Annotated in this window: 20 protein-coding genes and 3 tRNA genes; 18 read left to right on the forward strand and 5 right to left on the reverse strand. The window is 73.3% G+C overall.

The features are described 5' to 3' along the window. Window positions 1–45 precede the first annotated feature (45 nt). The 9 genes from EDD26_RS06495 (at window position 46) to EDD26_RS06530 (ending at window position 9,762) form a co-directional block, all read left to right on the forward strand. Window positions 46–1,371 carry an MFS transporter gene (locus EDD26_RS06495; protein WP_245989789.1) on the forward strand — a complete coding sequence of 442 codons (1,326 nt, stop codon included), beginning with the start codon at window positions 46–48 and terminating at the stop codon, window positions 1,369–1,371. Window positions 1,372–1,420: 49 nt separating this feature from the next. Further along, the gene (locus EDD26_RS14635; protein WP_170165556.1) at window positions 1,421–1,594 is read left to right on the forward strand and encodes a hypothetical protein; all 174 of its coding nucleotides are present in this window, start codon (window positions 1,421–1,423) and stop codon (window positions 1,592–1,594) included. A gap of 61 nt (window positions 1,595–1,655) precedes the next feature. Then, on the forward strand, window positions 1,656–3,104 hold the full coding sequence (locus EDD26_RS06500; RefSeq protein ID WP_123696963.1) for an amidohydrolase: 1,449 nt from the start codon (window positions 1,656–1,658) through the stop codon (window positions 3,102–3,104). Window positions 3,105–3,180: 76 nt separating this feature from the next. Further along, a complete protein-coding gene (locus tag EDD26_RS06505; RefSeq protein WP_123696964.1) occupies window positions 3,181–4,128 on the forward strand; it encodes an acyl-CoA thioesterase in 948 nt (315 codons plus the stop codon). Window positions 4,129–4,299: 171 nt separating this feature from the next. Further along, window positions 4,300–6,516 (forward strand): acyl-CoA dehydrogenase family protein, encoded by a 2,217-nt coding sequence (locus EDD26_RS06510; RefSeq protein WP_123696965.1) that lies wholly within the window; start codon window positions 4,300–4,302, stop codon window positions 6,514–6,516. Window positions 6,517–6,742: 226 nt separating this feature from the next. Continuing rightward, window positions 6,743–7,834: a fatty acid desaturase family protein gene (locus tag EDD26_RS06515; RefSeq protein WP_123696966.1), complete on the forward strand. Its 1,092-nt coding sequence runs from the start codon at window positions 6,743–6,745 to the stop codon at window positions 7,832–7,834. Then, entirely contained in the window at window positions 7,831–8,466 is a 636-nt protein-coding gene (locus tag EDD26_RS06520; protein ID WP_123696967.1) for a 1-acyl-sn-glycerol-3-phosphate acyltransferase, read from the forward strand. Before EDD26_RS06515 ends, EDD26_RS06520 begins: the two co-directional genes overlap by 4 nt. Window positions 8,467–8,524: 58 nt before the next feature. Further along, window positions 8,525–8,968, forward strand: coding sequence for a pyridoxamine 5'-phosphate oxidase family protein (locus EDD26_RS06525; protein ID WP_123696968.1), 444 nt, complete (start codon window positions 8,525–8,527; stop codon window positions 8,966–8,968). A 98-nt stretch (window positions 8,969–9,066) separates the two neighbouring features. Beyond that, window positions 9,067–9,762 (forward strand): NADPH-dependent F420 reductase, encoded by a 696-nt coding sequence (locus EDD26_RS06530; RefSeq protein ID WP_123696969.1) that lies wholly within the window; start codon window positions 9,067–9,069, stop codon window positions 9,760–9,762. A gap of 9 nt (window positions 9,763–9,771) precedes the next feature. Here EDD26_RS06530 and EDD26_RS06535 read toward each other — a convergent pair whose 3' ends face one another. The 4 genes from EDD26_RS06535 to EDD26_RS06550 form a co-directional block, all read right to left on the reverse strand. Beyond that, window positions 9,772–10,203 (reverse strand): hypothetical protein, encoded by a 432-nt coding sequence (locus EDD26_RS06535; RefSeq protein ID WP_123696970.1) that lies wholly within the window; start codon window positions 10,201–10,203, stop codon window positions 9,772–9,774. A 141-nt stretch (window positions 10,204–10,344) separates the two neighbouring features. After that, window positions 10,345–10,417, reverse strand: a tRNA-Phe gene (locus EDD26_RS06540). A gap of 58 nt (window positions 10,418–10,475) precedes the next feature. Continuing rightward, window positions 10,476–10,553: transfer RNA gene (locus EDD26_RS06545), tRNA-Asp, on the reverse strand. A 40-nt stretch (window positions 10,554–10,593) separates the two neighbouring features. After that, window positions 10,594–10,666, reverse strand: a tRNA-Glu gene (locus EDD26_RS06550). A gap of 276 nt (window positions 10,667–10,942) precedes the next feature. On the opposite strand from EDD26_RS06550, the gene EDD26_RS06555 reads away from it, so the two are divergent. Next, window positions 10,943–12,391, forward strand: a complete 1,449-nt coding sequence (locus tag EDD26_RS06555; RefSeq protein WP_123696971.1) for a M23 family metallopeptidase — start codon at window positions 10,943–10,945, stop codon at window positions 12,389–12,391. A 74-nt stretch (window positions 12,392–12,465) separates the two neighbouring features. Here EDD26_RS06555 and EDD26_RS06560 read toward each other — a convergent pair whose 3' ends face one another. Beyond that, window positions 12,466–13,011 (reverse strand): inorganic diphosphatase, encoded by a 546-nt coding sequence (locus tag EDD26_RS06560; RefSeq protein ID WP_123696972.1) that lies wholly within the window; start codon window positions 13,009–13,011, stop codon window positions 12,466–12,468. 47 nt (window positions 13,012–13,058) lie between these two features. Between EDD26_RS06560 and tilS the strand changes: the two genes are divergently transcribed. From tilS to EDD26_RS14830, 8 genes are all read left to right on the forward strand, one after another. Next, the gene (gene tilS, locus EDD26_RS06565; protein ID WP_123696973.1) at window positions 13,059–14,051 is read left to right on the forward strand and encodes a tRNA lysidine(34) synthetase TilS; all 993 of its coding nucleotides are present in this window, start codon (window positions 13,059–13,061) and stop codon (window positions 14,049–14,051) included. Between the two features lie 93 nt (window positions 14,052–14,144). Next, window positions 14,145–14,930, forward strand: coding sequence for a hypothetical protein (locus EDD26_RS14820; protein WP_123696974.1), 786 nt, complete (start codon window positions 14,145–14,147; stop codon window positions 14,928–14,930). 159 nt (window positions 14,931–15,089) lie between these two features. Next, window positions 15,090–15,908, forward strand: a complete 819-nt coding sequence (locus EDD26_RS06575) for a hypothetical protein (RefSeq protein ID WP_123696975.1) — start codon at window positions 15,090–15,092, stop codon at window positions 15,906–15,908. Next, complete coding sequence (locus tag EDD26_RS14825) at window positions 15,905–16,645, forward strand: hypothetical protein (RefSeq protein WP_211333840.1); 741 nt, start codon at window positions 15,905–15,907, stop codon at window positions 16,643–16,645. Before EDD26_RS06575 ends, EDD26_RS14825 begins: the two co-directional genes overlap by 4 nt. Then, entirely contained in the window at window positions 16,642–17,385 is a 744-nt protein-coding gene (locus EDD26_RS06585) for a hypothetical protein (protein WP_123696976.1), read from the forward strand. The genes EDD26_RS14825 and EDD26_RS06585 overlap by 4 nt, the downstream gene beginning before the upstream one ends. Window positions 17,386–17,417: 32 nt before the next feature. Next, window positions 17,418–18,179, forward strand: a complete 762-nt coding sequence (locus EDD26_RS06590; protein WP_148058709.1) for a hypothetical protein — start codon at window positions 17,418–17,420, stop codon at window positions 18,177–18,179. Between the two features lie 67 nt (window positions 18,180–18,246). Then, entirely contained in the window at window positions 18,247–18,798 is a 552-nt protein-coding gene (gene hpt / locus EDD26_RS06595; RefSeq protein WP_123696978.1) for a hypoxanthine phosphoribosyltransferase, read from the forward strand. Window positions 18,799–18,923: 125 nt separating this feature from the next. Further along, window positions 18,924–19,757 (forward strand): hypothetical protein, encoded by an 834-nt coding sequence (locus EDD26_RS14830; RefSeq protein ID WP_211333841.1) that lies wholly within the window; start codon window positions 18,924–18,926, stop codon window positions 19,755–19,757. The last annotated feature ends 57 nt before the right edge of the window (window positions 19,758–19,814 follow it).

Genomic DNA, 19,814 nt, shown 5'->3' on the forward strand with positions numbered 1-19,814 from the left:
GCGGGCGTGCTGCCTGCCGACGGCGCTCTCCATCAGAATGTCCCGGTGACCACTCGCCGCCTGCACCCCGCGTGGATCGTCGCGGCGGTCGCGTTCCTCGCCCTCGTGGGGGCGGCCGGCTTCCGCGCTGCGCCGAGCGTGCTCATGGTGCCGATCGAGACCGAGCTGGGCTTCTCGCGCACCGAGCTCTCCACCGCCGTCGGGCTCAACATCCTGCTCTACGGGCTCATGGCGCCGTTCGCTGCCGCGCTGATGGAGCGCTTCGGCCTCAAGCGCGTCACCGCCGCCGCGCTCGTCGTGATCGCGGGCGGCGCCGCGCTCGGCACGCTCGCGCAGCATCCGTGGGTGCTGCTGCTCACGTGGGGCGTCATGATCGGCCTCGGCACCGGCTCGATGGCGCTCGTCTTCGCTGCCGTCGTCACGCAGCGCTGGTTCGTGCGCCACCGCGGCACCGTCTCCGGCGTGCTGACCGCGGGCAGCGCGACCGGTCAGCTCGTCTTCCTCCCACCGACCGCCTGGCTCGCGACCGAGTGGGGCTGGCGCGAGGCGAGCCTGCTCGTCGCGCTCGGCGCGCTCGCGGTCGTGCCGCTCGTGCTGCTCTTCCTGCACGACAGCCCGGCGGCGCGCGGGGTCACGCCCTTCGGCGCTCCGGATGCGGCGGGGAGCGATGACGCGGAGCCCGGCGCCCGCGGGGTGGCGGCACCGGCGGTCGTGCCGCGCAGCGCGCCGCGCACGAACCCCGCCCGCGCGGCGATCGACGGGCTGCGGGAGGCGGTGCGCCACCGCACCTTCTGGGCGCTCGCCGCCGGCTTCGCCATCTGCGGTGCGACGACGAACGGGCTCATCGGCACCCACTTCATCCCCGCCGCGCACGACCACGGGATGCCGCAGACGGCGGCGGCCGGACTGCTCGCGCTCGTCGGCATCTTCGACATCGCGGGCACGGTGCTCTCGGGCTGGCTGACGGACCGCTGGAACCCGCGCCTGCTGCTCGTCATCTACTACGTCGGGCGCGGCCTCAGCCTGATGGCGCTGCCGTTCCTGCTCTCGGCAGAGGTGCAGCCGCCGATGGTGGTCTTCATCGTCTTCTACGGCCTCGACTGGGTCGCGACCGTGCCGCCTACGATGGCGCTCTGCCGCGAGCACTTCGGTGAGCGGGCGCCGGTCGTATTCGGCTGGGTCTTCGCGTCGCACCAGATCGGTGCCGCGATCGCGAGCGTGCTCGTCGGTGTCGTGCGCGATGCGATGGGCCACTACACGGTCGCCTGGTTCGCCGCCGCCGGCCTGTGCGCCGTCGCCGCGCTCGTGTCGCTCTCGGTGCGCCGGGATCGCGCGCCGAAGGTCGAGCTCGACACCGTCCCGGCGCCCTGACCGCATCCGGGCACTGGCGCGCCCGCCGCGACAGGCGGAGGATCGGGCCATGGACGGCACCTGGCTCAGCCACGTCCCGCTGGACGGCACGTGGATCCTGCTCCTCACGACGATCGGCGCCCTCGGCGCGGTGGGCACGATCGTCTCGCTGCTGCGGCAGCGCACGCCCCGCACCCGCATCGACCTGGCACGCGTCGCGCGCAGCGGTTCTCCGGCACGCTGACCCGCCGCTGCGGCTCGCCCGGATGGCGGGTGCGAGCGCGCGCTCGCCCCACAATGGAGGCATGCGCCTCGCGAACGCCCGCCTGCTCGACGGCACCCTCTCGGACATCGACCTGCTCGACGGCGAGATCGAGCGCGTGAGCCTCGCCGGCTCGACCGCTGCCGTGGGCGAGCGCCGCGACCTCGAGGGCGCTGTGGTCATCCCCGGCCTGTGGGACGAGCACACGCACATGGGCCAGTGGGCCCGGCACCGCACGCGGCAGAGCGTGCTCGATGCCGAGAGCGCCGACGAGGCCGCCGCGATCGCCAGGCAGGCCGCGGCGGCGCACCGCGGCACCGACCCGCTCGTGCTCGTCGGCATGCGCGACGGCCTGTGGCCCTCGCCGCCGACGCGCGCGCTGCTCGACGCGGCCACCGGCTCGGTGCCGACGCTCGTGGTGTCGAGCGACGTGCACTGCTCGTGGCCCAACACCGCGATGCTCCGCCGGCTCGGCGTCGAGCTCGAGGGACCGCTGCTGCGCGAGGACGCGGCCTTCGCCGCGCTCACCGCGATCGAGGGGATGCTCGACCCGGCAGCTCTCGACGGCCACGTCGTCGACGCGCTCGCCGCCGCGGCCGCGCGCGGCGTCGTCGGCGTCGTGGACCTCGAGTTCGAGGATGCCGTCGGCGCCTGGGCGAGGCCGGGTCGTGCGACGCCGACGCGCGTCGAGGCGGGCGTCTACCGACACGACCTCGAGCTCGCCGCCGAGCGCGGCATCCGCTCCGGCGACCCGATCGCCGGTCGCGCGCGCGTCGGCCGGCTGAAGGTGATCTTCGACGGATCGCTCGGCACCCGCACCGCCTGGACCGCGCACCCCTACGGCTGGGGCGGATCGCCGGCGACCACGGGCGTGCGCAACGTCGACGAGGCCGAGCTCGACCGGCTGCTCGCGCGCGCCGGCGAGATCGGCCTCGACGCCACGGTCCACGCGATCGGCGATGCCGCCGTCACCGCGGCCATCGATGCCTTCGAGCGCGCCGGCATGACGGGCGGACGGATCGAGCACGCCCAGCTCGTCGCGGGCGTCGACATCCCGCGGATGGCGAGGCTCGGCATCGTCGCCTCGATCCAGCCGGAGCACGCGCTCGACGACCGCGAGCTGACCGCCGCCCTGTGGGCCGACCGCAGCCGCGACGCCTACCGCATCCGCAGCCTGCTCGACGCCGGCGTGCCCGTCGTGCTCGGCTCCGACGCGCCGGTCACGCCGCTCGACCCGTGGCTCGCCATCGCGACCGCGGTCACCCGCACGCGCGGCGACGAGTCGCCGTGGCAGCCGGAGGAGGCCGTCTCGCTCGAGCAGGCCGTCGGCATCTCGGCGCGCTCCCGGCTCGCGGCGGGGGAGCCCGCCGACCTGGCGGTGCTCGCCGCGCCGCTGCCGGAGGACGACGACCCGCGCGCGGTCGCCGCAGCGCTCCGCGCCATGCCCGTCGCCCTCACGATGATCGACGGTGCGACGGTGTTCGAGGGCTGACGCCAGCCGATCCGCTCCTGACCCTGCCCTCCGCTCGGCCGAACTGGCAGGATCGGTCCCGGCGAAGGAGCTCTTCATGCGCGATCGGATCACGCTGCGGTTCATGGCCGCACCCACGGATGCCGCGCATGGCGGCGGCACCGTCCAGGCCGGCCGCGTGCTCGAGTGGATCGACAAGGCCGGCTTCGCGTGCGCCGCGGGCTACTCCGGGTCGTACTGCGTGACGGCCTACGTCGGCAACGTGCACTACACGGCGCCCATCCGGCCGGGCAGCCTCATCGAGGCGAGCGCCCGCATCACGCACACCGGCCGGTCGAGCATGCACGTGTTCGTCACGGTCGAGGCCGCAGACCCGCGCACCGGGGAGTTCGAGGTGGCGCTCGACTGCCTGCTCGTCTTCGTGGCGGTCGACGAGCAGGGGAAGGCGAAGGCCGTGCCGCCGTGGCGGCCCCGCACGAGCGACGACGAGCTGCTCGCGCGCGGCAGCGAGGAGCGCATCGAGGCGCGGAAGCGCATCCACGACCTGCACACCGCGATCCAGTTCTCGCCGGCGATGACCGGCCCGTCCGAGACCTTCCGCTTCCTCGCGAACCCCACCGACGTCAACTGGGGCGGCAACGCGCACGGCGGCATCGTCATGCGCTGGATCGACGAGACCTCGACCGCGTGCGCCGCGGGCTACGCCGGCGCCGACCCGGTGGCCGTCTACACCGGCGGCATCCACTTCTACCGGCCGATCCACATCGGCCACATCGTCGAGATCGAGACGCGGCTGCTGCACACCGGCCCGCGCTCGATGCACATCCTCGCCCGCACGCGCACGGGCGACCCGCGCACCGACGAGCTCGAGCTCGCGACCCAGTGCATGTCGGTCTACGTGGTGCGCGGCGCCGACGGCGACGCGATGGCGATGGCGCCGCTCGTGCTGCGCTCGGAGGCCGACCGCGTCGCCGACGCGCAGGTGCGCGAGATCGTCGCCGAGCGCGCGCAGCTGCCGCCGCTGCCGGTGCCGCGGCGCGGCTGAGCCGCCGTCGCGGGGGTGCCTGTTCCGACAGCGGATGCGTCGGGCGGTTGTGGATGCGGCACAAGTGCCACCGGGCCGGTCCCCGGCCGTTCTGCGGGGGTGGCCAACGCCCGCGACGGACCCGCGGGGCGCGCCTACCGTGGGGGCGCATCCGATCCGGAAGGGGGATCCATGGCCGACCGCACCGCAACCGCACGCCTCGACCGTCGCCAGCGCTCGCGCAGCACCGAGCCCCGACAGCACGCGCAGGTGGACGTCGACTGGCTCGGTCGTGACCTGCTCGGTGCGTGGCCCGAGCGCCGCCTCGCCGCGCGCGCGAAGGCCGCCGACCCGCGCTACCAGCGCCTCGACGACCTGACGGTCGCCGCCCACCGCGAGCGCGTGATGGACCAGATGCGCCAGCTCGTCGACGACGGCGCCGTGCTCGCCGCGTTCCCCACCCGGCTCGGCGGCCAGGACGACCACGGCGGCAACATCGCGGGCTTCGAGGAGCTCGTGCTCGCCGACCCCAGCCTGCAGATCAAGTCGGGCGTGCAGTTCGGCCTCTTCGGCGCCGCCGTGCTGCACCTCGGCACGCAGCGCCACCACGACGCCTTCCTGCCCGCGATCATGAGCCTCGAGATCCCCGGGGCGTTCGCGATGACCGAGACCGGCCACGGCTCCGACGTGGCGTCGATCGGCACGACCGCCACCTACGACCCCGAGACCGAGGAGTTCGAGATCCACACGCCGTTCCGCGGTGCGTGGAAGGACTACCTCGGCAACGCCGCGCTGCACGGCCGCGACGCCGTCGTGTTCGCCAAGCTCGTGACCCGCGGCGTCGACCACGGCGTGCACGCCTTCTACGTGCCGCTCCGCGACGAGACCGGCGCCTTCCTGCCCGGCATCGGCGGCGAGGACGACGGCTACAAGGGCGGCCTCAACGGCATCGACAACGGGCGCCTCCACTTCACGCACGTGCGCGTGCCCCGCACCAACCTGCTCAACCGCTACGGCGACGTCGCGGCCGACGGCACCTACTCGAGCCCCATCCAGAGCCCCGGCCGCCGCTTCTTCACGATGCTCGGCACCCTCGTGCAGGGGCGCGTCTCGCTCGACGGCGCGGCGGTCATCGCCCAGCAGGCGGCGCTCGCGATCGCGATCCGCTACGGCACCGAGCGGCGCCAGTTCAACGCGTCGAGCGACGCGCAGGAGGAGGTGCTGCTCGACTACCGCCGGCACCAGCGCCGCCTCTTCACGCGCCTGGCGAAGGCCTACGCGCAGACCTACGCGCACGCGATCCTGCTCACGCAGTTCGACGGCGTGTTCTCCGGCCGCACCGACACCCCCGAGGAGCGCGAGGACCTCGAGACCCTCGCGGCAGGGCTGAAGTCGCTCTCCACCTGGCAGGCGCTCGACACCCTGCAGGAGGCGCGCGAGGCCTGCGGCGGCGCGGGCTTCCTGGGCGAGAACCGGCTCGTGCAGCTGCGCGCCGACCTCGACGTCTACGCGACGTTCGAGGGCGACAACACCGTGCTGCTGCAGCTCGTCGGCAAGCGCCTGCTCGGCGACTTCGCCAAGCAGCTCAAGGGCGCGTCGAAGGCCGACATCGCGCGCTTCGCCGCCGACCAGCTGTTCGACCGCGCGACCGCCCTCGTCGGCCTGCGGACGCTCGGGCAGGACGTGCGCGACCTGCGCCGCGTGCAGAACGCATCCGTCGCGATCCGCGACCGCGACTTCCAGCGCGACATGCTCGAGGACCGCGTCGAGACGATGGTCGCCGAGATCGCCGGTCGCCTGCGCCACGCGCCGCGCGACCAGGAGAAGGCCGCTGCGGCCTTCAACGCCGAGCAGCACGAGCTCATCGAGGCCGCGCGCGCGTGGGTCGAGCTGCAGCAGTACGACGCGCTCGACGCGGCCGTCGAGCGGATGCCCGAGGCCACGAAGAAGGTCATGACGCACGTCCGCGACCTCTTCGCGCTCACGATCATCGAGGAGCACGCCGCCTGGCACCTCGAGAACGGCCGGCTGTCGGGCGCCCGCTCGAAGGCCGTCACCTCGACGATCGAGCGGCTGCTGCAGAAGCTGCGCCCGCACGCGCTCGACCTCGTCTCGGCGTTCGGGCTCACCGATGCGCACCTGCGCGCGAAGATCGCGACCGGCGCCGAGGGCGAGCGACAGGCGGAGGCGATCGCGCACTACGAGGCGCTGCGCGCGTCCGGCGCGATGCCCGTGCCCGAGAAGCAGGCGCGCGAGGCGGCGGGGGAGGAGCGGCTCGCCGGCGCCGGCGCCGCGCCGCTGCCCCCGGAGGAGGTCGTCGCGATCGACCACGAGCTCGGCGACGAGCGGGACGCCGACGCGGTCGAGGCAGCGGATGCGGAGGCGGCGACCGAGGTCGCAGCCCGCTGACGCACGATGAAGGACCCGAGCGCCCACGCCGGCGCTCGGGTCCTTCGCCGTTGCGGGAAAGTGCGGTCGCCCAGGGTGGGGTACAGCGCTTCCATCTGCGAGTCATAGGTCGCATGCGGCAGACGGCATTGCGTACGGCATACGCTGAAAGCATCCGGGGTTCGGAGCATGGATGCTCCCGACCCGTATGGACTGGGAAGTCGCTGCAGAGCCCGAGAGGGGCACAATGACCACCACGATGACCACTGGGGCCCTCCGCTCCACGATCCCCGCGAGCGAGCGCGCCGAGCGCGCCGAGCGCGCAGACTTCCGCGTCGTCGCGAAGGCCGTCCGCGATGCGGGCCTGCTCGAGCGCCGCGTCGGCTTCTACGTCGGCATGATGGTCGTGCTCGGCGTCGCGCTCGTCGGCCTGCTGGTCGGCTCCTTCCTGCTCGGCGACAGCTGGTTCCAGCTGCTCATCGCCGCTGCCCTGGGCATCGTGTTCACGCAGATCTCGTTCATCGCCCACGAGGCCTCGCACCGCCAGGTGCTGAAGAACGGCCCCGCGAACGACCGCCTGGGGCGCATCCTCGCCGCCGGCATCGTCGGCATCAGCCACCAGTGGTGGATGACGAAGCACTCGCGTCACCACGCGAACCCGAACCAGATCGGCCGCGACCCGGACATCGACATCGACACGATCTCGTTCCTGCCGAGCGACGCCAAGAAGGCCCGCGGCATCCAGCGCTGGGTCACGCAGCGCCAGGGCTGGCTGTTCTTCCCGCTGCTGACCTTCGAGGGCGCCAACCTCCACGTGCGCTCCGTCATGACGCTGCTCGAGCGCCGCCCGGTCGTCGGCCGCTGGCTCGAGCTCGGCCTCATCGCCACCCGCTTCGCGGTGCTCATCACGTTCCTGCTGCTCGTCATGCCGCCGCTCATGGCGCTGGCATTCCTCGGCGTGCAGCTCGCCGTCTTCGGCGTCGGCATGGGCGCCTCGTTCGCGCCCAACCACAAGGGCATGCCGACCGTCGGTCGCGACGTGAAGCTCGACTTCTTCACGAAGCAGGTGCGCACCTCCCGCAACATCCGCGGCTGGGGCATGAGCACGCTCATGGGCGGCCTGAACTACCAGGTCGAGCACCACCTGTTCCCGAACATGGCCCGCCCGCACCTCAAGGCGGCGAGCGAGATCGTGCGCGCGCACTGCGCCGAGCACAACATCCCGTACACCGAGACGAACCTCGTCGGCGCGTACGGCTCGGTCATCCGGTACCTGAACCGCGTGGGCCTCGCCGCCCGCGACCCGTTCGACTGCCCGATGCTCGACGCACGCCGGTGACCGGAGGCCCCACCCGGCCGCGGCTCCCCGTCCGCCACGCGCTCGCCGCCCTGCACTGGCGGCTGAGCCCGTGGCGGCTCGTGCGCGAGCAGCCGCCCTATGACGGCCCGCGGCTGCTCATCGGCGCACCGCACACGTCGAACCGCGACTTCGTCCTGATGCTCGCCATCTCGTGGGATGCGCGGCTGCCCGTGCGCTGGCTCGGCAAGCGGGAGCTGTTCCAGGGCCCGTTCGGCCGCGTCATGCACTGGCTCGGCGGCATCCCCGTCGACCGCGACGACCCCGCCGGCCTGGTCGACCGCATCGTGCAGCTCGTGCGCGACGACCCGCACGCGGCGATCGTCGTCACGCCCGACGGCACCCGCAGCTCGACGCTGTGGAAGAGCGGCTTCTACCGCATCGCCCTCGAGACCGGCATCGGCGTCACGCTCGGCTGGGTCGACAGCGCGACCGGCACGACGGGGCTCGGCCCGACGATGACGATGACCGGGGATGTGCCGGCCGACATGGACCGCATCCGCGCCTTCTACGCGGGCAAGGTCGGCATCAATCCCGAGCGCACCACCGAGCCGCGGCTCGCCGACGAGGCCGGCCTCGCCGCGCGGCTCGCCGAGGAGCGCCGCCAGCGCTGACGGCCGCGGCCCCGGTGGGCCCCTGGTGCGCTGGCCCCGCCGGTGCGAGCATGAGCCCATGGACCAGAGCCCCGTGCACGACATCAGCGAGGCGGAGTGCCGCAAGCTGCTCGCGGCCTTCGAGTTCGGGCGCATCGCGTTCCGGGTCGGCGACGTGCTCGAGGTGTTCCCGGTGAACTACCACGCCGACGGCAGCGCGATCACGTTCCGCACGTCGCCCGGCACGAAGCTCGCCGGAGTGCTGCTCGCCGACGACGTCGTGTTCGAGATCGACCACATCGGCGTGCGCGAGGCGTGGAGCGTCATCGGCCACGGGCGGGCCCGCCACCTCGAGTCGAGCGACGAGATCGCGGCCGCCGAGCGGCTGCCCATCCACCCGCTCATCCCGACGGTGACCCGCGAGTTCGTGCGCATCGACCTCGACCGCCTCTCCGGCCGTCGCTTCCACCGCCAGGCGGCCCCGGCGCCCGAGAGCGAGCCCGCGGCCAGCGCCACCGACTGACGGCCCGCCGCGGCCGCGGGAATGCCGTGCCCGGGCCCTCGCGTTGGATGATGGTGACGGGTCGCGGACGAGCGCGCCCGCAGCAGGGGAGCATCCGCATGACGCAGCCGGTCGAGTCCAGCACCAGTACGCTCGACGCCGATCGATCGATCGAGCGCCCGCGCGGCGCGACGCTGACGCTCGGCATCCTCGGCGCCGGCAAGGTCGGCACGGCGCTCGCGCGCCGCGCGCTCGCGGCGGGGCACCGCACGCTCATCGCCGGCTCCGGCATCCCCGAGCGCATCCGCCTCATCACCGAGTACCTCGCCCCGGGCGCCGAGGCGATGACGGCCGCGGACGTCGCCGCAGCGGCCGACGTCGTGATCCTCGCGCTACCGCTCGGCCAGCACACCGCGCTGCCGGTCGAGGCGCTGGGCGGCAAGCTCGTCATCGACGCGATGAACTACTGGTGGGAGACCGACGGCATCCGCGACGAGTTCACCGACCCGTCGCGGCCGACGAGCGTCATCGTGCAGGAGTTCCTGCGAGGCTCGCGGGTCGTCAAGGCCTTCAACCACATGGGCTACCACGACCTCGCCGACTGGCCGCGGCCCGCTGGCAACCCGCAGCGGCGCGCGATCGCGGTCGCGGGCGATGCCGGCGCCGACGTCGACCTGGTCGCGCGGCTCGTCGACGAGTTCGGCTTCGACCCCGTCGTGCTCGACTCGCTCGAGGCGGGGCTGCGGCTGCAGCCGGGCTACCCGGCGTTCGGCGCGAACGAGGACGCCGCGACGCTCCGTGCGCTCATCGGCTGAGCGCTCGGCTCAGAAGACCTCGATGCCCTGTCGGTCGGCGGCGAGCAGGAGCTCGTCGTAGGTCGAGCGCGTGCCGAACGCCGGGCACGAGTGCGTCGAGTCGCTGCGGGCGATGAAGCTGCCGCTCCAGGGCGAGCCGAGCGGGTAGTCGATGCGCACCTGGTCGAGCCGATGCGTCACGCGCGCGCCGTCGAGCAGCGAGAGCCGACCGTCCTCCTCGATGTAGACGAGCGCCTGGTCGGGTCCGCGGTCCGGCCACACGTGCGCCTCCGCCCCGGAGGCGGCGAGGCTGAGGTGCGGCAGCAGGTGCCCGCCGTCCTTGGCGCAGCGCCGGCCATCCGGGTCAGTCTCGGCGCACCGCGCCGGTGCCGCGATCGCCTCGCGACGGCGCGTCGGCGGCCGATCCAGCACCATCGACCTCAGCACCTCGACTGCCCGCATGTGCGCCCCCTCACGTCACGAACGACGTTACAGAACGAGGCCGTGGGTCCAGGACAGGATTGGCTCAAGGCGAGGTGAGCACGTGCTTCGGGCGGTCGCTCCGGGAACGACGAAGCCCCCGCGCGGCGGGGGCTTCCGGTGTGGCTCCGACGGGCGTCGATCCCGTGACCTCACGATTTTCAGTCGTGCGCTCTACCAACTGAGCTACAGAGCCAGGCGGAACATCGTCCGCCCTTGCACGAGGCCCTCTCTCTCGAGAGGGCCAAGGGCAATGGCGACCCTGACGGGACTTGAACCCGCGACCTCCGCCGTGACAGGGCGGCGCGCTAACCAAACTGCGCTACAGGGCCATGCTGGTAGACCCATCGTACAGAACGAATCTGCCCTGAGTGACCCCAACGGGATTCGAACCCGTGCTGCCGCCGTGAAAGGGCGGTGTCCTAGGCCTCTAAACGATGGGGCCGGGCGCCGGAGCGCTCGACTACCGAGGGTAGACGCTACAGCACGCCGGACGCTCGGTGCAAACCGGCGGCGGATGCCGCGTGTCCGCGCAGCTCGGGAGCCGGTCTGCCGAGGCGATCCGGGCGAGGACGGGACCGCCGACACGCCCTACCGCATCGCGCGGAATCCAACCTTCAGCCGGAGCGTGAATGTTGGTAGAGTTTCCCCCGTTGTGTGCGCGCACCGCGGTGGCACGATGGACCTGAGCAGCGCCTGGCGCTGCCGAACGAGGAGTCACATGGCGAGGCCCGACCGGACCGGCGCTGGCGAGGCGACCGCCCACTGGCGCGGCCTGCGCCACGCGATCGCCACCTCCGCCGCGGTCGCGGGCATGGTGCTCGTCATGGTCGTGCCCGGCACGCCCGCCGCCGATGCCGTCGACGACTGGGGCTTCCCCACCTGGGCGGAGGTCGAGGCGGCCCGCGGCAACGAGTCGGCCAAGAACCAGCAGATCCAGGAGATCCAGGGCCTCATCGCGCAGCTGGAGTCCAACCTCCAGTCGGCGCAGGCCGAAGCCGAGCGGCTCGCTGCCGAAGCCATCGAGGCGCAGACCCGCTACGACGAGGCGGTGGCGGTCGCCGATCGCCTCCAGCAGCAGGCCGACGAGGCCTCGACGCGCGCGACCGACTCCGAGCGCGCCGCCGGCCAGCTCGCCGCGCAGCTCGCGCGCTCCGGCGGCACCGGCGACATGAGCGCCGAGCTCTTCGCCAACCCCGGCTCCGCCGACACCTGGCTCTACCGCCTCGACCTGATGGACCGCGTCGCCGGCACCGCCGACTCGCTCTACGAGCAGGCCCAGCGCGACGCCAACACCGCGCAGGCGCTGCAGGACCAGGCCGCCGTCGCGCGCGAGGCGCTCCTCGACCTCAAGCAGCAGGCAGACGCGGCGTACACCGCCGCGCAGGACGCCGCCACCGCCGCGCAGGCCGCCGTGGAGCTCGAGCAGGCGAACCGCGTCCAGCTGGAGACCCAGCTCGCGGTGCTCATCGAGAACCGCGTGGCGACCGAGGAGGACTTCCAGGCCGGCCAGCGCTGGCAGGCCTACCTCGCCGAGCAGGAGCGCATCCGGCTCGCCGAGGAGGCCGCCGCCCGCGAGGCGGAGCGGCAGCGGTGGATCGCCGAGCAGCAGCGCCAGGCGGCGGCAGCAGCCGCAGCGGCAGCCGCGGCGGCCGCGGAGGCAGCCGCGAACGCCGGCAACGGCGGTGGCAGCGGCGGTGGTGGTGGTGGCAGCAGCAGTGGCGGCGGTGGCTCCGTGCCGGTCGCGCCGCCCGCGTCCAGCGGCTGGCAGACGCCGCACTACGGCCGCTTCAGCTCGGCCTACGGCTGGCGCAACGACCCGCTGGGCGTGCTCGGCCGCAAGCTGCACGCGGGCGTCGACATCGTCGCCGGCTGCGGCACGCCGATCTACGCGCCGGCGAACGGCACGGTCGCGCTGCGCGGCCGCGACATCTACGGCGCGAACATCCTCTACATCAGCCACGGCGGCGGCGTGCAGAGCGAGTTCGCCCACATGATCGCGCCGGCGGTCGTCTACCCGGGCCAGAGCGTGCGCGCGGGCCAGGTCGTCGGCTACGAGGGCTCGACGGGCCACTCGACCGGCTGCCACCTGCACTTCCAGATCCGCGTGAACGGCTCGCTCGTCAACCCGGAGCCCTTCCTCAACGCCCGGGGCGTCTACCTGCGCTGAGCCGCGCCAGCCCGAGCGGCGCGGAGACGCGAAGAGGGGCGCACCTCGCGGTGCGCCCCTCTTCGCGTCTCGTCTCAGGCGGTGACGTCGCGGCCGCCCTCGGGCTTCTCGACGCTCTCGCCGGACTGGTCGCCGTGGGCGGCGTCGAAGGCGGCGTAGCCGGCCTGCACGGTCGCCTCCGCGGCCTCCACGCCCTCCCACTCACCGAGCTTGGCCCACTTGTTGGGCTCGAGGTCCTTGTAGTGCAGGAAGAAGTGCTCGATCTCGTCGCGCGTCTGCTGCGGCACATCCGTGATGTCCTGGATGTGCGCCCAGCGCGGGTCCTTCTCGAGCACGCAGATGACCTTCGTGTCGATGCCGCCGTCGTCCTCCATGTTGAGCTGGCCGACGGGGCGCACGCGCACGAAGACGCCCGGGGGCACCGAGTACTCGAGCAGCACGAGCGCGTCGACCGGGTCGCCGTCGAGGCCGAGGGTGCCCTCGAAGAAGCCGTAGTCCGTCGGGTAGACGAAGGTCGTGAAGAGCACGCGGTCGAGGTACACGCGACCCGTCTCGTGGTCCACCTCGAACTTGTTGCGGCTCCCCTTGGGGATCTCGATGACGACGTCGTAGGCGGCCAAGAGCGGCTCCTTCTCGTGGTGGTGCGGAATCGGCATAAGGTTACTTCATGCCCGAAAGCGACCGTCGACCGCGGCTGACGCCTGCCGTCGCCGACGTCCGCCGGGCCGTGCGCGAGTCGATCGCCGACCTGCCGGAGGGCGCGCTCGTGCTCGTCGCCCTGTCCGGCGGGCCCGACTCGCTCGCGCTCGCATCGGCCACCGCCTTCGAGGCCGCCCGGTCCGGGGTGCGGGCCGGCGCCGTGATCGTCGACCACGGCCTCCAGCCCGGCAGCGCCGACATCGCCGAGCGCGCCGCGGACCAGGCGCGCGAGCTGGGCCTCGCCCCGGTGCGCGTGATGCCCGTGCAGGTCGCGTCCGACGGCAGCCCCGAGGCGGCCGCCCGGCAGGCCCGCTACGCAGCGCTGCTGCAGGCGCGCAAGGAGGAGGGCGCTGCCGCCGTGCTCCTCGGCCACACGCTCGACGATCAGGCCGAGACCGTGCTCATCGGGCTGGCGCGCGGGTCGGGCTCCGAGAGCCTCTGGGGCATGCACCCGCGGATCGGCTTCCTCCGCAGGCCGCTGCTGCAGGTGCGGCGCGCGACGACGCACCAGTCCTGCCGCGACCAGGGCCTCGAGGCGTGGAGCGATCCGCACAACGACGACGACCGCTTCCTCCGCGTGCGCGTGCGGCACCGGGTGCTGCCGATGCTCGACGAGGTGCTCGGCGGCGGCGTCGCCCTCGCGCTCACGCGCACCGCCGACACGCTCCGCGAGGACGCCGAGGCGCTCGCCCACTTCGCGCAGGAGCAGATCCTCGACCTCGTCGAGCACGCCGAGGGCGGACTCTCGCTCGACGTGGGCGGGCTGGGCGCCAACCCGCCCGCGCTGCGCCAGCGGATCATCCGCCTCGCCGTGCAGAGCGAGTTCCACGTCGCGCTCTCGCGGCAGCAGACCCTCGAGGTGTCGCGCCTCGTGACCGACTGGCACGGCCAGGGGCCGATCCACCTGCCGGGCATCCGCGTGACGCGCGACGGGCGTCGGCTCGTCTTCGTCGCGGCCTGAGCGCTGCCTCGTGGCGCGGTGTGACCGTCGCGCGCTGCCGGACATGTCGGGGTGGACGGACGCGCCGCGTCCGCTGACCGGAGGAGCCACCTGATGCGTCCCCCTCGCGACCGCACCGCACGGGCGCTCCGCTCTGCCGCGCTGCTGCTGCCGCTGCTCGTGCTCGCCGGATGCGCGCCGAGCCCTGCGCCGGCCGACTCCGCGCCGCCAGCGCCGTCGGCGACCGGCGATGCCCCGACGCCGACGCCAGTGCCGACCGCGATGCCGACGCCGACCGCGACGCCGACGCCTCCGCCGACCGCGACGCCAGCGCCCCCGGTCGTGACGGCGAGCCCCGGGTGGCAGCGCTACGCGGCTCCCGACGGCCGCACGAGCTGGCGCATGCCTCCGGGATGGACCGCCGACATCACGACCGAGGTCGTCGAGGGCAACCCGGTGTGGACCGACCACCGCGGGCTCGTGCGCGACGAGACGGGCACACCGATGCTCCGGTTCGAGGCGGTCGCGAGCGGCGGCCAGTACGCCACCGACTACACGCCGTGCACGAGGCCCGCCACCGAGGTGCTCGACGCGGCGCCGATGGGCGCCGCGGTGGCCTCGGCCGGTGCCGCGCGCGTCGCCGTCGCCTACGAGGGCTCGAGCGGGGTGATCTTCGCGGCCGGTATCTCGCAGAACGATCCCCACGGGGCGTGCGAGCCGGGGATCATCGCGCTCTACGACGTGGGGTACGACTACCTGGTCTTCGAGATCGTCGATGACGCCGGGCTCGCCGCGCCGGTGTTCGGCAGCTTCGACGCGGCGCGCGCGTATGCCGAGACCGACGAGTACCGCGCCATCCGCGATGTGCTCGATTCGTTCGAGGTCGTTGCACGATCGTGATCCGCCATCCAGCCGACGGCCACCTGCCGGCGGCCGCGGTGCGGTTCGATGCGATGGAGTGCTTCGTGATCGAACCGTGACCTCGCGGGGGTGACCTCGCCGTCGGGGCGGACATGTCGGGTTGCACGACACCTGCATCTTCGTCACGAGAGGATCACGATGATCACCCCACGGCTGCGCGCGGTCACCGCCGCACTGGCGCTCACCGCGCTGCTGGCGGGCTGCGCCGCCCCCGCGGCGGAGCCGACCGAGGCTCCTTCGGCCACGACCGAGGCGCCGAGCGCCACCGCGGCGCCGTCGACCCCCACCCCCAGCGCCTCCCCGGCGGACGAGCAGGACGCGCCCTCCGAGGCACCGGGCGTGACGGTCGCCCCGCCCGCGCCCGAGCCTCCTGCCTGGTCCGGGCCGTCGGCGGTCGACACCACGGACTGGCAGACGTTCACGATGCCCGGCGGCGAGGCGTCGTTCCGGCTCCCGCCCACCTGGGAGGTGCGTGACGTGAACGCGTTCGCTCCCGGCACGGCGGAGCCGGCGGGCTACGCGCACGTCTACACCGATGACGGGGAGCACCTGCTGGGCCTCCACCTCGACGCGGAGCCCTGGACGCTCCGATGCGACGGCCCCGGGGTCGACGCGCGGGTCCTGCACGAGGAGCCGGTGGAGCTCGCGATCGACACGCCTGGGCAGCTCTCGACCGAGGTGCGCTTCGACGCGCTCGGCGTGAGCGGATCGATGTCGATCTCGCTGACCGACGGCCGGCCGGACGCAGAGGGCTGCACCGACTCGTCGGTGGACGTGACGAGCGGTGCCGACGGCATCGCATCCGTCGCCTTCGGCACCGGCAGCCCGGGCCCCAGCCTGACGTCACCGCCGTCCTTCGCCGGCTTCTCCTCGGCGAGCCGTGCGCTCGAGCTGGTCGATCAGGACCGGCTCGCCGCCGCCTGGACGATCGTGCGCTCGCTCGAGGTGCACCCGTGACCGGCGCACGACGGGCCGCCGTCCTGCCGCTCCTCGTCGCACCGCTGCTGCTCGTCGCCTGCGCCGGCGCAGCGCCGGCGGCGACGACCGCACCGCCCGCTTCGTCCGCGCCGGCGTCCGCGTCCCCGACCGCTGCCGCCTCGCCGACCGCTGTCCCCGAGGCGACGTGGCACCGCTTCTCGACGGAGAGCGGCATGGCCTCGGTCAGCATCCCCCCGACCTGGACGGTCGAGGGCGGGGCCGTGGCGAGCGATGTGGGCGACGTGGAGTGGATCTGGGTCCGCAACTCGCTGCAGCACGAGATGGCGCTCCTCGCCATCGGCAACGGAGGCGACCGCGGCGGGGCATGCGACGACTGGGACGGCGACGGCACCGCGTTCGTGCCTGCGCGCATCCACCTGGTCGAGGAGGTCGACGTGACGGGCGAGAGCCTCGACGACGGACCTCCGGCGTACCTCTACGCAGCGACCGTCCAGCCGGCCGAGGGGGACTTCTCGTTCCACGTCGGCTACAGCACCGAACGACCAGAAGGAGATCGCATGCCGTGCCTCACCTACGACGACGTCGCCGTGCCGGAGGGCTACCCCTGGGTCACGCTCGGCACGCCCTCGGCGTCGATGGGCGGAGGGCTGTGGCAGGTCGACTCGTTCGACGCCGGAGCCGCGTACGCCGAGACCGAGGAGTACGCCGCGCTGGTCGACGTGCTCCGGTCGCTCCGGCTCGAGGCCGCACGATGAGCCGCCGCGGTGCGGCTGCAGCAGCCCTGACGACGATCGCGCTGCTGGTCGCGGGCTGCGCCCCGACGGCCGGGGGTCCGGGGGAGACGCCCACGGCCACGGCCACGCCGACGGCGAGTGCCGAGCCGACGCCGACGACGAGCGCTGAGCCGACGCCCTCGCCGACGCCCTCGCCGACCGATCCGCGCGCCGACTGGCAGGAGATCGCGACGCCCAACGGCACGGCGACGTTCCGCATCCCGCCCGGGTGGACGGCGGAGGTCGGCGGTGAGGAGGTCGCGTACGACGGCGAGCAGCACTGGGTCAACGCCATCACCGTGCGCGACGAGACCGCGACCATGACCGCCAGCTACTCCGACGGCCCGTACGACGACGTGGGTGCGGCCGCCGACTTCGGCGTCGTGCGGTCCACGCCGGTCGCGACCCTGGATGCGGACGAGCTCGCGGCAGCGGGGGACACGAACCGCTCGTACCTCGAGCACTACGCGAGCGCGTGGTGGACGACGGGCGACGGCACCACCTTCACCGCGCACGCCGGGCTGGCCACCTCGCCGGCGGGCGAGAGCGCGCCGGCATCGACCGTCATCGACGGGGAGCGCACCGTGTCGTTCGGCGTCCGCGGCGAGTTCGCCAGCGAGGCGGAGGCCGTCGCGTGGCTCGAGAGCGACGACGTCACGGCGGTGCTCGAGATCGTCGCGACGCTCGACCTGACCGGCATCCCTGCCCCGGCGCTCCCATGAGGACGCGCGCCATCCATCACGAGAGGACTCCCATGCACCACGCCCGACTCCGAGGAGCGGCAGCCGTGCTCGCGCTCGGCGCACTGCTCGCCGGCTGCGCCGCACCCGCGACCGAGCCGAGCGCCGCGCCCACCGCATCCGACGCCCCGGCCGCGACGCCGACCGGCACGGCTGCGCCGGCCGCGAGCGCCGACCCGATGGCGGACTGGCAGCTCATCCAGCCGGAGTCCGGACGCGCGCAGTTCCGCATCCCCGCCGACTGGAGCGCCGACGTCACCTTCGCGGAGCAGGATGGCGAGCCGATCGACGGCGTCACCGTGCGCCGCCCCGACGGGCAGCCGCAGCTCACCTTCTCGCAGGCTCCGGGCGACGTCGGCGGGATCTGCGCCGTCGAGGGCAGCGATGGCGTCTCGACGCCGATGCTGCCGGACAGCGAGCTGCTCGACACGGCTCCACTCACCCTCGGCGACGACTCGGCCGATGCCGAGGCGGTCGCGTTCGGGGCGGTCGCGGTCGAGCTCGAGGACGGGCGATGGATCTTCGGCATGGGCATCACCGCCGAGGAGTGGCTGCAGGAACCGCTCGGCTGCCCGTTCTACTTCATCGCCACCGGTCCGGCACCGGAGGGCGAGCCCGGCGGCATCATGACCTTCGCCACGGAGTCGCAGCTGAGCGGCATGGGCGACGCCGCCATCTGGATCGTCGACTCGATCGAGGACGCGCGCGCCTACCTCGAGACCGAGGAGTACGCGACCCTCAAGCAGATCCTGCTCTCGTTCGAAGCCCGGGTCTGACGCGCGAGCGCGGTGCGACCGGCCGGTAGGTTGGTCGCACCGCCGACGCCGACCGCCAGGAGCGCAGATGGACTTCACGCACGTCGAGGGCGACCTCGCCAAGACCCTCATCACCGAGGACGAGCTGCACGCCAAGCTCGAGGAGCTCGCCCGCCAGATCGAGGACGACTACGAGGGCCTCGACCTGCTGCTCGTCGGCGTGCTGCGCGGCGCGGTCATGGTGATGGCCGACCTGTCGCGCACGCTCCGCCGCCACATCGAGATGGACTGGATGGCCGTCTCGTCGTACGGCTCCGGCACGGTCTCGTCGGGTGTCGTCCGCATCCTCAAGGACCTCGACACCGACCTCACCGGCCGGCACGTGCTGATCGTCGAGGACATCATCGACTCCGGGCTGACGCTCTCGTGGCTCAAGGCCAACCTGGAGTCGCGCGGCGCCGCGTCGGTCGAGATCTGCACGATGCTGCGGAAGCCCGACGCGCTCAAGGTGCAGGTCGAGGTGAAGTACTGCGGCTTCGACATCCCCAACGAGTTCGTCATCGGCTACGGCCTCGACTACGCCGAGAAGTACCGCAACCTCCGCGGCATCGGCGTGCTCGCGCCGCACGTCTACAACTGACGGCCGGGCAGGGCCCGTCGGGCACGATCGTGATCGGATCGTGACCGCCCGGATGTGACGCGTGGGCGACGATCGGACATGTCGGTTCGAGGGGCCGCCGCGCCCGATGAGCCCGAGGAGTCACGATGACCAGCACCACCGCCGCCGTCCGAGCGTCCGTCGCCGTCCTGGCGGCGCTGGCGCTCGCCTCATGCGCCCAGCCCGGCGCCGAGCCGACGGTGGCGCCCGACGGCCCGCCGCCCAGCGCATCCGCCTCCGCGGCGCCGACCGCCTCCGCGTCGCCGACCGCCTCCGCGACCGCGTCGCCGGGCATCACGGTGGCGACGCACGACTTCGAGGCGCAGGACGGCGCGGTGCGATTCTCGCTGCCGGAGGGCTGGTCGGTCGACGACCGCAGCGCGATGCACGAGGGGTCCGAGATGTACGACAACGGCCCCAGCTGGCTCAACGAGCTCGTCGTGCTCGATGAGGACGGCGACCGCATGCTCTGGTACCGCGAGGACTACGGCAACGACTTCCTCGAGTGCCGCGAGGTGTCGGCAGACGCCGAGCGGACCGAGATCACGCCGTTCTCCGAGGAGCTCGCCGCCGCGCGCGCAGCAGAGGGCGACCCGATCGGGCCGACCTTCGCGCTCGCGGAGCTCGGCGAGGCTGCGCAGTTCGACGCGGCAGGGGAGCCAGGCGAGTGGTCGGTGGTGATGGGTGTCGTCACCACCCTGCCCGTCGCGCAGGACGGCTGCTCCGACCTCACCGACGTGCTCTGGAGCGGCAGCCGCGTCGTGCTGCTCGACGTGGTCGGCGACGCCGAGCGCGAGGACGGCATCCCCGACCCGACGATCGACTTCCCCGACGAGCAGTCCGCTCGCGCGTGGCTCGAGAGCGCCGAGCACGACGCCATCATCGGCGTGCTCCAGTCGCTGGAGCTCACCGACGCGCCGCTGCTGGACGCGGCGCCGTGACGGGTGCCCGCGGCGCGATCGCCGCGCCGCTCGCACCGGCGCGCTCACAGCCGAACG

The organism is Agrococcus jenensis (assembly GCF_003752465.1).
Classification (GTDB): domain Bacteria; phylum Actinomycetota; class Actinomycetes; order Actinomycetales; family Microbacteriaceae; genus Agrococcus; species Agrococcus jenensis.

Excerpts from the sequence above, each read along its gene's own strand:
- EDD26_RS06505 (WP_123696964.1), top strand. The coding sequence starts at position 3,181 with ATGCGCGATCGGATCACGCTGCGGTTCATGGCCGCACCCACGGATGCC.
- EDD26_RS06585 (WP_123696976.1), top strand. The coding sequence starts at position 16,642 with ATGAGCCGCCGCGGTGCGGCTGCAGCAGCCCTGACGACGATCGCGCTG.
- EDD26_RS06530 (WP_123696969.1), top strand. The coding sequence starts at position 9,067 with ATGACGCAGCCGGTCGAGTCCAGCACCAGTACGCTCGACGCCGATCGA.
- EDD26_RS06515 (WP_123696966.1), top strand. The coding sequence starts at position 6,743 with ATGACCACCACGATGACCACTGGGGCCCTCCGCTCCACGATCCCCGCG.
- EDD26_RS14830 (WP_211333841.1), top strand. The coding sequence starts at position 18,924 with ATGACCAGCACCACCGCCGCCGTCCGAGCGTCCGTCGCCGTCCTGGCG.
- EDD26_RS06575 (WP_123696975.1), top strand. The coding sequence starts at position 15,090 with ATGATCACCCCACGGCTGCGCGCGGTCACCGCCGCACTGGCGCTCACC.
- EDD26_RS14635 (WP_170165556.1), top strand. The coding sequence starts at position 1,421 with ATGGACGGCACCTGGCTCAGCCACGTCCCGCTGGACGGCACGTGGATC.
- EDD26_RS06525 (WP_123696968.1), top strand. The coding sequence starts at position 8,525 with ATGGACCAGAGCCCCGTGCACGACATCAGCGAGGCGGAGTGCCGCAAG.
- EDD26_RS06555 (WP_123696971.1), top strand. The coding sequence starts at position 10,943 with ATGGCGAGGCCCGACCGGACCGGCGCTGGCGAGGCGACCGCCCACTGG.
- EDD26_RS06510 (WP_123696965.1), top strand. The coding sequence starts at position 4,300 with ATGGCCGACCGCACCGCAACCGCACGCCTCGACCGTCGCCAGCGCTCG.
- EDD26_RS06535 (WP_123696970.1), bottom strand. The coding sequence starts at position 10,203 with ATGCGGGCAGTCGAGGTGCTGAGGTCGATGGTGCTGGATCGGCCGCCG.
- EDD26_RS06500 (WP_123696963.1), top strand. The coding sequence starts at position 1,656 with ATGCGCCTCGCGAACGCCCGCCTGCTCGACGGCACCCTCTCGGACATC.
- EDD26_RS14820 (WP_123696974.1), top strand. The coding sequence starts at position 14,145 with ATGCGTCCCCCTCGCGACCGCACCGCACGGGCGCTCCGCTCTGCCGCG.
- EDD26_RS06590 (WP_148058709.1), top strand. The coding sequence starts at position 17,418 with ATGCACCACGCCCGACTCCGAGGAGCGGCAGCCGTGCTCGCGCTCGGC.
- tilS (WP_123696973.1), top strand. The coding sequence starts at position 13,059 with ATGCCCGAAAGCGACCGTCGACCGCGGCTGACGCCTGCCGTCGCCGAC.
- hpt (WP_123696978.1), top strand. The coding sequence starts at position 18,247 with ATGGACTTCACGCACGTCGAGGGCGACCTCGCCAAGACCCTCATCACC.